Source organism: Pseudomonas sp. Q11 (genome assembly GCF_024494355.1).
GTDB classification, from domain to species: domain Bacteria; phylum Pseudomonadota; class Gammaproteobacteria; order Pseudomonadales; family Pseudomonadaceae; genus Aquipseudomonas; species Aquipseudomonas hefeiensis.
The window spans coordinates 1-12,022 of record NZ_JAKNQY010000042.1 but is presented as its reverse complement, the minus strand read 5'-3'; the positions used below and the strand labels follow the sequence as shown (position 1 = coordinate 12,022).

Sequence of the window (12,022 nt, the reverse complement as noted above, 5' to 3'; positions counted from 1 at the left end):
CCACCGCTATCGCGAGCAGGCTCGCTCCCACAGGGATTTGTGGTGAGCGTAGGTTTCATGAACACCCAAGAACCCCCGTGGGAGCCGAGCTTGCTCGCGATGGCACCAGTACGATCAACACATGGCTACCGGTTGGACTGGCATCCCGCCCCGCCGGCCTTATAATGCCCGCCTTTGCGTACCTCAGCAGGCTGTAATTCCTTGGCAAACATAGACAACCCGGCCGCCGAAATGGCGGCCGACGGCTTTTTCCGGATCGCCCTGGGCGTTGAATACAAAGGCTCGCGCTATCGCGGCTGGCAGCGTCAGGCCTCCGGTGTGGTGACGGTGCAGGAAACCCTCGAAAACGCACTGTCCAAAGTCGCCGATTCGCCCGTGTCGCTGCATTGCGCCGGCCGTACCGATGCTGGCGTACACGCCTGCGGCCAGGTGGTGCATTTCGACACCCAGGTCGAGCGGTCGATGAAGGCCTGGGTCATGGGGGCCAACATCAACTTGCCCCACGACGTCAGTGTCAGTTGGGCCAAGGCAATGCCGGCGCATTTCCATGCTCGCTTCAAGGCGATCGCCCGGCGTTATCGCTATGTGATCTACAACGACCAGATCCGCCCCGCGCATCTGAACGAAGAAATTACCTGGAACCACCGTCCACTGGACGTCGAGCGCATGGCCGAGGCCGCGCAGTACCTGGTCGGTGTCCATGATTTCAGCGCGTTTCGCGCCGGCCAGTGCCAGGCCAAGTCACCGATCAAGGAGCTGCATCACCTGCGTGTGACCCGTCACGGCAAAATGATCGTGCTCGACATCCGCGCCAGCGCCTTCCTGCATCACATGGTGCGCAACATCGCGGGCGTGCTGATGACCATCGGTGCCGGTGAGCGGCCGGTGGAGTGGATCAAGGAAGTGCTCGAAAGCCGCATCCGTCGTTCCGGTGGCGTGACGGCGCACCCGTTTGGCCTGTACCTGGTGCAGGTCGAATACCACGATGAGTTCGAGCTGCCGCAGCGTTACATCGGGCCACATTTCCTCACGGGCTTCTCGGAACTCGACGGCTGACGCCCTGCGCAGCATTTGCTACCATCCGGGACTTTCACGGATTTGCCTGAGGTTTTGACGACATGCCGGCCGTTCGCAGCAAGATTTGCGGGATCACCCGCGTCGAGGACGCTCTGGCGGCGGTGGAGGCCGGGGCCGACGCCATCGGGCTGGTGTTTTATGCCAAGAGCCCGCGGGCGGTGACGGTGCAACAGGCGCGGGCGATCATCCGGGTTCTGCCGCCGTTCGTGACCCCCGTCGGCCTGTTCGTCAACGCCAGTCGTTGCGAGTTGGGCGAGATACTCGACGCGGTGCCGCTGGCCTTGTTGCAGTTTCACGGCGACGAGGAACCGGCTGATTGCGAGGGCTGGCATCGTCCGTACATCAAGGCGTTGCGGGTCAAGGCCGGTGATGACATCGCGGCCCGTTGCGAGACCTTTGCCAGTGCCAGTGGCATTCTGCTGGACACCTATGTGGAAGGCGTTCCCGGTGGGACCGGCGAAGCATTCGATTGGTCGCTGGTGCCCCAGGGCCTGAGCAAACCGATTATCCTCGCTGGTGGGTTGACGGCGCAAAACGTGGCCGAAGCCATCCGTCAGGTTCGCCCTTATGCGGTAGATGTCAGCGGTGGGGTAGAGCAGAGCAAGGGCATCAAGGATCCGGTCAGGATTCGTGCGTTCATGGCCGCTGTACGCAGCAGCCAGTAGTCAATGTGACGGCTGGCAGACTGCCGCCGTCCATACCAGCACTGTACAAAGCAGGCAGGCACCGCCTCCGGGTGGGCCGATAGCGTAGTGGCAACCGCGGTGCAGCGGTTGCCGGGATGGCTGAGGAAGGTTGGGCTGTACGCAGGTCATGTTTCGCGCTGACCGTGGTGGTCCCTCGACCCTCGCCGCACAATGAATTTAGCTCAAGGGCATACGCGGGACCGCGAACCAGAGCGTTCGGGTCACCGGTACTGGAGAAAGAAAGCATGAGCAACTGGTTGGTAGACAAACTGATCCCTTCGATCATGCGTTCCGAGGTGAAAAAAAGCTCGGTGCCTGAAGGTCTGTGGCACAAATGTCCATCCTGCGAAGCGGTGCTGTATCGCCCCGAACTGGAAAAGACCCTGGACGTTTGCCCCAAGTGCAACCACCACATGCGCATCGGCGCGCGTGCCCGTATCGACATCTTCCTGGACGCCGAAGGCCGTGTTGAGCTGGGGGCCGACCTGGAGCCAGTAGATCGCCTGAAATTCCGCGACGGCAAGAAATACAAGGATCGCCTGACCGCGGCCCAGAAGCAGACCGGCGAAAAAGACGCCCTGGTGTCCATGAGCGGCACCCTGCTGGGTATGCCGGTGGTGGTTTCGGCCTTCGAGTTCTCCTTCATGGGCGGCTCCATGGGTGCAATCGTCGGTGAGCGCTTCGTGCGTGCCGCCAACCATGCCCTGGAAAACCGTTGCCCAATGATCTGCTTTGCCGCGTCCGGCGGTGCACGTATGCAGGAAGCGCTGATCTCCCTGATGCAAATGGCCAAGACCTCCGCGGTACTGGCGCGCCTGCGTGAAGAAGGCATTCCGTTCATCTCGGTGCTGACCGACCCGGTCTATGGCGGCGTCTCCGCCAGCCTGGCGATGCTGGGTGATGTAATCGTCGGCGAGCCAAAGGCCTTGATCGGTTTTGCCGGCCCGCGCGTCATCGAGCAAACCGTGCGTGAAAAACTGCCGGAAGGCTTCCAGCGCAGCGAGTTCCTGCTGGAACACGGCGCCATCGACATGATCATCCATCGCCAGGAATTGCGTCCTCGCCTGGGCAACCTGTTGGCGCAACTGACTGGCCTGCCGACGCCGAAATTTGTCGCCGCCCCCATTGAGCCGATCGTGGTTCCACCGGTGCCTGCGAACATATGACCCAACGTACCCTGGGCGATTGGCTTGCCTACCTCGAGCAGTTGCATCCATCGGCCATCGACATGGGGTTGGAGCGCTCGCAAGCGGTAGCGTCCCGCATGGGACTGGCCAAACCGGCGCCCCGGGTCATCACCGTTACCGGCACCAATGGCAAGGGTTCAACCTGCGCCTTCGTGGCCTCGCTGCTGCGGGCCCAGGGGCTGAACGTTGGTGTCTACAGTTCGCCGCACCTGCTGCGTTACAACGAGCGGGTGCAGATCAACGGCGTCGAAGCCTCTGACGCCCAGCTGTGCGAAGCCTTTGCAGCGGTGGAAGCCGGGCGAGGCGAGATCTCCCTTACCTATTTCGAGATGGGCACCCTGGCGGCGTTCTGGCTGTTCGCGGGTGCCGGTCTTGATGCTGTTGTGCTTGAAGTTGGCCTGGGTGGCCGGCTCGATGCTGTCAACCTGGTGGATGCGGACGTTGCGCTGGTCACCAGTATCGGTGTGGACCATGCCGATTACCTGGGTGACACCCGTGAGTCCGTGGCCTTCGAGAAGGCCGGTATCTTCCGTCCGGGCGCGCCTGCGCTCTGTGGCGACCTCAATCCCCCTCAGCCGTTGCTGGACAAAGTCCGCGAGTTGGGCTGCCCGTTCTTTCTGCGCGGGCGCGATTTTGACCTGGCAATGACTGAGCAGCATTGGCAATGGCGTGGCAGTGATGCTCAGGGCAACCCGGTGGAGTTGCGCGATTTGCCGCTCCTGGACCTGCCAATGGAAAACGCCGCGCTGGCGCTCCAGGCTTATCTGTTGTTGGGCCTGCCGTGGCACGCCGGGCAAATCGTTGAAGCGTTGCAAGCGACCGGTGTCGTCGGTCGTCTTGATCGCCGCCAGTTCGATTGGCACGGCAAGCGCCTGAACCTGCTGCTTGATGTCGGCCATAACCCTCATGCGGCGCAGTACCTGGCCGAGCGCCTGGCACGGCGGCCGGTAGCCGGGCGCCGCCTGGCGGTGTTCGGGTTGCTGTCCGACAAGGATCTGGATGGCGTTGTCGATGCGTTGGGTGCTAGTGTCCAGCATTGGGCGGTAGCGCCGCTGGATTCACTGCGCTCGCGCCCGGCTGCCGAACTACGGGAAGCCTTGCAGCGTCGCGGGGCTAGCGTAGAGACTTATGACAGCGTGGCCGCGGCGCTGGAAGGGCAGTGCGCCCTGGCGACGGGCGACGATGAGATCCTGCTGTTCGGATCATTTTTTTGTGTTGCCGAGGCCCTTCAATGGCTGGCCCGGCGCTCCACGGAGGAAGCTGCAGATGGCATTGCTGGATAAGGCGTACAAGCAGCGCATGGTGGGGGCCCTGGTATTGGTGGCCTTGGCGGTGATTTTCCTGCCAATGCTGTTTTCCCGACAGGATGAACAGCGCCAAGTGACGGTCGAAGCGCCGACCGCTCCCCAGGCGCCGTCGATTGCGCCCGTGCAGGTCGACCCGGTGGCGGTGCCTGAGCCGGAAGCGCTACCCCAAGAGCCCGTTCCGAGCGACGAGGAGCTGGCCGAGCAACCTGCGCCTTCCATGCCGATTGAACCTGCACCGGCGGCGCCCGCCACGGTCGCGCCGGCTCCGAGCAAGCCGGCAGTCGCTCCGGCTCCGGCAGCGCCGGTGGTCAAGCCAGCGCCGACCCAGCCGATTACCGCGGCCCCGGCCAAGCCGGACACCACGCAAAGCCGCGTGGACGCCAACGGTCTGTCGGTCAGTTGGTCCGTTCAATTGGCCAGCCTGAGCAATCGTGAAGGGGCCGAGAAATTACAGAAAACCCTGCGCAGCCAGGGCTACAACGCTTATATCCGCACCGCCGATGGCAAGAATCGCGTGTTTGTGGGGCCGCTGATCGAGCGTGCCGAGGCCGACCGGCTGCGGGACCTGCTCAGTCGCCAGCAGAACCTCAAGGGTTTTGTGGTGCGTTTCCAGCCTGAGCGCGGTTAACGGCGATTTGCCTGATTTGAATCACACTGACAATCGCAGCTTACCGATAGCCCTGGCCTCTGCTAAAATGCGCCGCCTTATCCGTCTGTAGGCTGCACCGTGCCATTTACCTGGGTTGACTGGGCGATCGTTGCAATCGTCGCCATCTCTGCATTGATCAGTCTGAGCCGCGGCTTCGTCAAGGAAGCCCTCTCGCTGCTGACCTGGATCATCGCGGGAGTCGTAGCCTGGATGTTTGGTGGTTCGTTGTCCCAGTACCTCTCCGGATACATCGAAACTCCATCGGCCCGCGTGATCGCGGGTTGTGCCATCTTGTTTATCGCCACCTTGCTGGTCGGCGCAATGATCAACTATCTGATCGGCGAACTGATTCGCGTCACCGGGCTTTCCGGGACGGACCGGTTCCTGGGCATGGCCTTCGGCGCGGCGCGTGGCGCGTTGCTGGTGGTCGTGGCGGTCGGGCTATTGAGCCTGGGGCCGGTACAGCAGGATACGTGGTGGCAGGAGTCCCGGCTCGTGCCACAATTTCTATTGGTCGCAGACTGGTCCAAGAACCTGATCCTGGGTTGGAGCAGTCAGTGGCTTGCCAGCGGTATCAGCGTACCCGCTGAAATACCGTTCAAGGAACAACTCTTGCCGATGGCCAAAACGCCGCAGTGAGTGTTGTTCAGTTCAGATCCATTAAGTAGGGGTTGTGTCGCATGTGTGGCATCGTCGGTATCGTCGGTAAGTCGAACGTCAATCAGGCGCTGTATGACGCGCTAACCGTGCTCCAGCACCGCGGCCAGGACGCTGCCGGTATCGTGACCAGCCATGACGGCCGGTTATTCCTGCGCAAGGACAATGGGCTGGTGCGTGACGTGTTCCACCAGCGTCACATGCAGCGCCTGGTCGGCCATATGGGCATTGGCCATGTGCGTTACCCGACAGCGGGCAGCTCGACTTCGGCCGAAGCCCAGCCGTTCTACGTCAACTCGCCGTACGGCATCACGCTGGCGCACAACGGCAACCTGACCAACGTCGAGCAGTTGGCCAAGGAGATCTACGAATCGGACCTGCGCCACGTCAATACCAACTCCGACTCGGAAGTGATGCTCAACGTCTTCGCTCATGAGCTGGCCCAGCGCGGCAAGCTGCAGCCTACCGAAGAAGACGTGTTCGCCGCTGTGACCGACGTGCATAACCGTTGCGTCGGCGGCTACTCGGTCGTGGCGATGATCACCGGCTACGGCATCGTTGGTTTCCGCGATCCCCATGGCATCCGCCCGATCGTGTTCGGCCAGCGTCACACCGACGAAGGCGTCGAGTACATGATCGCCTCCGAAAGCGTGTCCCTGGACGTGCTGGGTTTCACCCTGATTCGCGACCTGGCGCCGGGCGAAGCGGTCTATATCACCGAAGACGGCAAGTTGTTCACCCGCCAGTGCGCGACCAATCCGAGCCTGACCCCGTGCATCTTCGAGCACGTCTACCTGGCGCGCCCGGACTCGATCATCGATGGCATCTCGGTCTATAAGGCCCGCCTGCGCATGGGCGAGAAACTGGCCGACAAGATCCTGCGCGAGCGGCCGGAACACGATATCGACGTGGTCATCCCGATCCCGGACACCAGCCGCACCGCAGCCCTGGAGCTGGCGAACCACCTCGGCGTCAAGTTCCGCGAAGGCTTCGTGAAGAACCGCTACATCGGCCGTACTTTCATCATGCCCGGCCAGGCCGCGCGGAAAAAATCGGTACGCCAGAAGCTCAACGCCATCGAGCTGGAATTTCGCGGCAAGAACGTGATGCTGGTGGACGACTCCATTGTGCGCGGGACCACGTGCAAGCAGATCATCCAGATGGCCCGCGAAGCTGGTGCGAAGAACGTGTACTTCTGCTCGGCGGCCCCGGCGGTGCGTTATCCGAACGTCTACGGCATCGACATGCCGAGCGCCCACGAGCTGATCGCCCACAATCGCACCACTCAGGAAGTAGCCGACCTGATCGGCGCCGACTGGCTGATCTACCAGGACCTGCCGGACCTGATCGAAGCGGTTGGCGGTGGCAAGATCAAGATCGAGCAGTTCGACTGTGCGGTATTCGACGGCAAGTACGTCACCGGTGACGTCGATGAGGCCTACCTGAACAAGATCGAGAACGCTCGTAACGATGCGTCCAAGGCCAAGACCCAGGCGGTCAGCGCGATCATCGATCTGTACAACAACTGAGTGAAAACCGGCCCTGAGGGGCCGGTTTGCGTTTAATGACTACAGGAGCGACAGCATGAGTCAGGATTGGGATGCCGGTCGGCTGGACAGCGACCTTGAAGGCGTAGCGTTCGATACCCTGGCGGTCCGCGCCGGTCAGCACCGCACGCCGGAAGCGGAGCACGGCGAGCCGATGTTCTTCACGTCCAGCTACGTGTTCCGCACCGCTGCCGATGCGGCGGCACGGTTTGCCGGCGAGGTGCCGGGCAACGTCTACTCGCGCTACACCAACCCCACCGTGCGGGCTTTCGAAGAGCGTATCGCCGCCCTGGAAGGTGCCGAGCAGGCTGTGGCTACCGCCACCGGCATGGCGGCGATCATGGCCGTGGTCATGAGCTTTTGCAGCGCTGGCGACCACGTGCTGGTGTCGCGCAGCGTCTTCGGTTCGACCATCAGCCTGTTCGAAAAGTACTTCAAACGCTTTGGCGTGGAAGTCGATTACGTGCCCCTGGCGGAGTTATCCGGTTGGGATGCGGCAATCAAGGCCAACACCAAGCTGCTATTTGTCGAATCGCCGTCCAACCCCCTGGCTGAGCTGGTGGACATCGCCGCGCTGGCGGAAATCGCCCACGCCAAGGGCGCCATGCTGGTGGTCGATAACTGCTTCTGCACACCGGCGCTGCAACAGCCGCTAAAGCTGGGTGCCGACGTGGTGGTGCATTCGGCGACCAAGTTCATCGACGGCCAGGGCCGTTGCATGGGCGGCGTGGTGGCTGGTCGTGGCGAGCAGATGAAAGAAGTGGTGGGCTTCCTGCGTACCGCTGGGCCAACCCTGAGTCCGTTCAACGCCTGGATCTTCCTCAAAGGCCTGGAAACCCTCGGCCTGCGTATGAAAGCCCATTGCGCCAACGCTCAGGTCCTGGCCGAGTGGCTGGAACAGCAGGGCGGCATCGAGAAAGTGCACTACGCCGGCCTCAAGAGCCATCCGCAACATGACCTGGCCGCGCGTCAGCAGCGGGGTTTCGGTGCGGTGGTGAGTTTCGAGGTCAAAGGGGGCAAGGAGGGCGCCTGGCGCTTCATCGACGCGACCCGGTTGATTTCCATCACCGCCAACCTGGGTGACAGCAAAACCACCATCACTCACCCGAGCACTACCTCCCACGGTCGCCTGGCGCCCCAGGAGCGTGAAGCCGCGGGCATCCGCGACAGCCTGATCCGTGTAGCGGTCGGTCTGGAAGACGTCGCCGACCTGCAAGCCGACCTGGCCCGTGGGTTGGCGGCCTTGTGATCGAGCTGGCAACGCCGCCCAGCGGCACTCATGGCCGGGTAGCTCTGGTGACGGGCGCCGCGCGGGGTATCGGCCTGGGCATTGCCACCTGGCTGATCTGTGAGGGCTGGCAGGTGGTTCTGACTGACCTGGACCGCGAACGCGGCTCCAAGGTCGCCAAGACCCTGGGGGATAACGCCTGGTTCATCACCATGGACGTGGCAGACGAGTCGCAAGTCGCCACGGGCATTGCCGAAGTGTTGGGCCAGTTCGGCCGGCTCGACGCGCTGGTGTGCAACGCGGCCATTGCCGACCCGCACAACATCACCCTGGAAAGCCTGGACCTGGCCTACTGGAATCGGGTCCTGGCGGTGAACCTTGGTGGGCCGATGCTGCTGGCCAAGCACTGCGCGCCTTACCTGCGTGCCCACAATGGCGCCATCGTCAACCTGGCCTCGACCCGCGCTGCGCAATCGGAACCTGACACCGAAGCCTACGCAGCGAGCAAGGGTGGCTTGCTCGCCCTGACCCACGCCTTGGCGATCAGCCTAGGGCCGGAAATTCGGGTCAATGCTGTCAGCCCCGGCTGGATCGACGCACGGGACCCGTACCAGCGTCGCGCGCAGCCGCTCACCGATGCCGATCATGCTCAGCATCCGGCAGGCAGGGTAGGGACGGTGGAGGATGTAGCGGCAATGGTGGCGTGGCTGTTGTCGCGCAATGCCGGTTTTGTCACGGGGCAGGAGTTCGTGGTGGACGGCGGCATGACGAAGAAAATGATTTATGAGTGAAGGCAGCTGCAAGCGGCAAGTTTTAAGCTGCAAGCAGGGCGGTGTGGATCCAGTGCTTTTAACTTGTAGCTTGGAGCTTGCCGCTTGAAACTGTTTTTGAAAAAAATCCAACCCTGCTATTGACTTAGCTTCGGTACCTGCGTAAATTTCGCGGCCTCAACGAAGCAAAGGGTGATTAGCTCAGCTGGGAGAGCGTCTGCCTTACAAGCAGAATGTCGGCGGTTCGATCCCGTCATCACCCACCATGTTTTACGAGAGTTTTGCGAAAGCAAGACGGAAGCTGTCAAAAGCCTCCACCGACGCGCAGCGGTAGTTCAGTCGGTTAGAATACCGGCCTGTCACGCCGGGGGTCGCGGGTTCGAGTCCCGTCCGCTGCGCCATATTTTCCGAAGCAGGTTCGCCTGGTTCGAGATCCAAACCCAAGGGGTTGGATCAGACGAGTTAACTGGATGCAAGTCCACAGCGATACGCAGCGGTAGTTCAGTCGGTTAGAATACCGGCCTGTCACGCCGGGGGTCGCGGGTTCGAGTCCCGTCCGCTGCGCCATATCTGCTTCGAGGCCCACTGAACGCCTTGAAGCTAAGAAGCAAGCTGAGAAGCTACTTCTAGTCGATAGCAAAGACCCTGGTCGAAAGACCGGGGTTTTTTGTTTTCGGGATAAGGACACTGGAAGGTTGGAACAAGCCCGTGGCGAGGAAGCTTGCTTGTGGCGAGGGGATTTATCCCCGTTGGGCTGCGAAGCAGCCCTTTGGTGATGTGTTGTCGTTCTCAGAACCCCAATTTATCCCGCAACCCGTAGTACCAGGCCCCCATCGCCGCGAACGGCGTACGCAACAACTGGCCACCAGGGAAAGGGTAGTGCGGCAGGTCCGCAAACGCATCAAAACGCTCAGCCTGACCACGCAGCGCCTCGGCCAGGACCTTGCCCGCCAGGTGCGTATACGTCACGCCATGGCCGCTGCAGCCCTGGGAATAGTAAATGTTATCCCCCAGGCGCCCGACCTGCGGAAGACGCGACAGCGTCAGCAGGAAGTTTCCGGTCCAGGCGTAATCGATCTTCACATCCTTGAGCTGCGGGAATGCCTTGAGCATCTTCGGACGAATGATCGCTTCAATGTTCGCCGGATCCCTCGCGCCATACACCACGCCGCCGCCGAAAATCAGGCGCTTGTCGCCCGTCAGTCGGTAGTAATCGAGCAAGTAGTTGCAGTCTTCAACGCAATAATCTTGAGGCAACAGGCTGCTAGCCAGCTCATCGCCCAGCGGTTCGGTAGCAATCACCTGTGTACCGCAAGGCATGGACTTGGCTGCCAGTTCCGGCACCAAATTGCCCAGATAAGCATTACCCGCGACGATAATGAACTTGGCCCTGACCTTGCCCTGTGGCGTATGCACAACCGGGCTGGCGCCACGCTCGATGCGCACCGCTGGCGATTGCTCATAAATCACCCCGCCCAGCGACTCCACAGCCGCCGCTTCGCCCAGGGCCAGGTTCAGCGGATGAATATGTCCGCCGCTCATATCGAGCATCCCGCCCACATACTCCTCGCAAGCCACCACCTCGCGAATACGCCGCTCATCCAGCAACTCCAACTGCGTATGCCCAAAACGCTCCCATAAACGCTTCTGCGACTCCAGGTGGCCCATTTGTTTGGCGGTAAGGGCGGCGAATACGCCACCGTCCTTCAAGTCGCACTGAATCTGATACTTCGCCACCCGCTCGCGAATAATCCGCCCACCCTCGAATGCCATGTTGCCCAGCAACTGCGCCTGTTGAGGACCAACGCTACGCTCGATCACATCAATGTCGCGGCTATAGCTGTTAACGATTTGCCCGCCATTGCGCCCCGAAGCGCCAAAGCCTACCTTCGCCGCCTCAAGGACCGTGACCTTGAAACCGTGCTCCAGCAGAAACAGCGCAGAGGACAGGCCGGTGTAACCAGCGCCGATCACGCAAACATCCGTTTCGACATCATCCTGCAGGGCAGGGCGAGCTGGAACCGGATTGGCCGACGCGGCGTAATAAGACTCTGGATACGGTGTGTTCGCCATTCTGCAACCTCTGTTTTATATTTTTTACGAATGCGCCGATCCTACCCGAGATGAAAATCAGCCGCCAGCCACCGCCAAATCTTCGTCGCATTGGCGAAATTAAATATTTTGCATATTCATAGGGTTAGGTGAAAAAAAGGTATTGACAGCCCTTCGGAATTCCGTAGAATGCCGCCTCACAGCAGGCACGTAGCTCAGTTGGTTAGAGCACCACCTTGACATGGTGGGGGTCGTTGGTTCGAGTCCAATCGCGCCTACCAAACAAAATCCGCTCTGCTGGGCGGTCTAGAAGGGTCAACCGAGAGGTTGGCCCTTTTTTGCGTCTGGGGTTTGGGAAAACCTTATAGAGGGGAAGTCACTGATAGCCCGCTGATGCGCGGGCTTTTTCGCTACTCAACGGCCATTGGCGATATCTGCTTCGGCCTCGCCAATCAGATCGTCGAGAGATACTCGAACAGGTGTTTCGTTGGCGTCGAGACGTGCCTTGAGCAGGTGTACGAGTTCCAGTTCGTCCAGGCGCTCGACCATCGCCTCATAGACATTCGCCGGGACCATGTAGCCCACAACGCGGTTGTGGTTCAGCACGGCCACAGGTAAGCCATTGGCGCTGCTCAAGACGGAAGATGGGTTCTTCTTGAGTTCAGATACGCTGACGGCCACATCGGCCAGAATATTTTGCATGGATATGACTCCTGATAGGTCTTTATTCTGGTCTTTTTATTCTGGAGTGACAGCTGCCCAGAGTCTCCATGCCAGGCCCAGAAAAGCAGAAAAGGGGACAGATTTGAATGGCACTTACTTAACCTTCTTCGGGTGTCCATTCTTCCTGACCTCGGCCCTT

General features: G+C 61.1%; 11 protein-coding genes and 4 tRNA genes. 13 read left to right on the top strand and 2 right to left on the bottom strand.

Annotated elements, in window-relative coordinates:
• Positions 1-231 precede the first annotated feature (231 nt).
• The 12 genes from truA to MA884_RS26845 all read left to right on the top strand — a co-directional run bounded on the left by truA (position 232) and on the right by MA884_RS26845 (position 9,675).
• Positions 232-1,056 (top strand): tRNA pseudouridine(38-40) synthase TruA, encoded by an 825-nt coding sequence (gene truA, locus MA884_RS26900; RefSeq protein ID WP_256233351.1) that lies wholly within the window; start codon positions 232-234, stop codon positions 1,054-1,056.
• 62 nt (positions 1,057-1,118) lie between these two features.
• Complete coding sequence (locus tag MA884_RS26895; protein ID WP_256233337.1) at positions 1,119-1,742, top strand: phosphoribosylanthranilate isomerase; 624 nt, start codon at positions 1,119-1,121, stop codon at positions 1,740-1,742.
• 266 nt (positions 1,743-2,008) lie between these two features.
• Positions 2,009-2,929: an acetyl-CoA carboxylase, carboxyltransferase subunit beta gene (gene accD, locus MA884_RS26890; RefSeq protein ID WP_256233336.1), complete on the top strand. Its 921-nt coding sequence runs from the start codon at positions 2,009-2,011 to the stop codon at positions 2,927-2,929.
• Positions 2,926-4,233: a bifunctional tetrahydrofolate synthase/dihydrofolate synthase gene (gene folC / locus MA884_RS26885; protein ID WP_256233335.1), complete on the top strand. Its 1,308-nt coding sequence runs from the start codon at positions 2,926-2,928 to the stop codon at positions 4,231-4,233. Before accD ends, folC begins: the two co-directional genes overlap by 4 nt.
• Positions 4,217-4,885 (top strand): SPOR domain-containing protein, encoded by a 669-nt coding sequence (locus tag MA884_RS26880; RefSeq protein ID WP_256233334.1) that lies wholly within the window; start codon positions 4,217-4,219, stop codon positions 4,883-4,885. The genes folC and MA884_RS26880 overlap by 17 nt, the downstream gene beginning before the upstream one ends.
• A 99-nt stretch (positions 4,886-4,984) precedes the next feature.
• Positions 4,985-5,545, top strand: coding sequence for a CvpA family protein (locus MA884_RS26875; protein WP_256233333.1), 561 nt, complete (start codon positions 4,985-4,987; stop codon positions 5,543-5,545).
• Positions 5,546-5,586: 41 nt separating this feature from the next.
• Entirely contained in the window at positions 5,587-7,092 is a 1,506-nt protein-coding gene (purF, locus tag MA884_RS26870) for an amidophosphoribosyltransferase (RefSeq protein WP_214914437.1), read from the top strand.
• A gap of 55 nt (positions 7,093-7,147) precedes the next feature.
• The gene (locus MA884_RS26865; protein WP_256233332.1) at positions 7,148-8,359 is read left to right on the top strand and encodes an O-succinylhomoserine sulfhydrylase; all 1,212 of its coding nucleotides are present in this window, start codon (positions 7,148-7,150) and stop codon (positions 8,357-8,359) included.
• A complete protein-coding gene (locus tag MA884_RS26860; protein WP_256233331.1) occupies positions 8,356-9,129 on the top strand; it encodes an SDR family oxidoreductase in 774 nt (257 codons plus the stop codon). Before MA884_RS26865 ends, MA884_RS26860 begins: the two co-directional genes overlap by 4 nt.
• A 169-nt stretch (positions 9,130-9,298) precedes the next feature.
• Positions 9,299-9,374, top strand: a tRNA-Val gene (locus tag MA884_RS26855).
• 58 nt (positions 9,375-9,432) lie between these two features.
• Positions 9,433-9,509, top strand: a tRNA-Asp gene (locus MA884_RS26850).
• Between the two features lie 89 nt (positions 9,510-9,598).
• A tRNA-Asp gene (locus tag MA884_RS26845) sits at positions 9,599-9,675 on the top strand.
• Between the two features lie 222 nt (positions 9,676-9,897).
• Here MA884_RS26845 and MA884_RS26840 read toward each other — a convergent pair.
• Positions 9,898-11,181, bottom strand: coding sequence for an FAD-binding oxidoreductase (locus tag MA884_RS26840; protein WP_256233330.1), 1,284 nt, complete (start codon positions 11,179-11,181; stop codon positions 9,898-9,900).
• A 183-nt stretch (positions 11,182-11,364) separates the two neighbouring features.
• Between MA884_RS26840 and MA884_RS26835 the strand changes: the two genes are divergently transcribed.
• A tRNA-Val gene (locus tag MA884_RS26835) sits at positions 11,365-11,441 on the top strand.
• A 133-nt stretch (positions 11,442-11,574) separates the two neighbouring features.
• Here the strand turns inward: MA884_RS26835 and MA884_RS26830 are convergent.
• Positions 11,575-11,862, bottom strand: coding sequence for a type II toxin-antitoxin system Phd/YefM family antitoxin (locus MA884_RS26830; RefSeq protein ID WP_256233329.1), 288 nt, complete (start codon positions 11,860-11,862; stop codon positions 11,575-11,577).
• Positions 11,863-12,022 lie beyond the last annotated feature (160 nt).

Excerpts from the sequence above, each read along its gene's own strand:
- MA884_RS26830 (WP_256233329.1), bottom strand. The coding sequence starts at position 11,862 with ATGCAAAATATTCTGGCCGATGTGGCCGTCAGCGTATCTGAACTCAAG.
- MA884_RS26895 (WP_256233337.1), top strand. The coding sequence starts at position 1,119 with ATGCCGGCCGTTCGCAGCAAGATTTGCGGGATCACCCGCGTCGAGGAC.
- accD (WP_256233336.1), top strand. The coding sequence starts at position 2,009 with ATGAGCAACTGGTTGGTAGACAAACTGATCCCTTCGATCATGCGTTCC.
- folC (WP_256233335.1), top strand. The coding sequence starts at position 2,926 with ATGACCCAACGTACCCTGGGCGATTGGCTTGCCTACCTCGAGCAGTTG.
- MA884_RS26880 (WP_256233334.1), top strand. The coding sequence starts at position 4,217 with ATGGCATTGCTGGATAAGGCGTACAAGCAGCGCATGGTGGGGGCCCTG.
- purF (WP_214914437.1), top strand. The coding sequence starts at position 5,587 with ATGTGTGGCATCGTCGGTATCGTCGGTAAGTCGAACGTCAATCAGGCG.
- MA884_RS26865 (WP_256233332.1), top strand. The coding sequence starts at position 7,148 with ATGAGTCAGGATTGGGATGCCGGTCGGCTGGACAGCGACCTTGAAGGC.
- MA884_RS26840 (WP_256233330.1), bottom strand. The coding sequence starts at position 11,181 with ATGGCGAACACACCGTATCCAGAGTCTTATTACGCCGCGTCGGCCAAT.
- truA (WP_256233351.1), top strand. The coding sequence starts at position 232 with ATGGCGGCCGACGGCTTTTTCCGGATCGCCCTGGGCGTTGAATACAAA.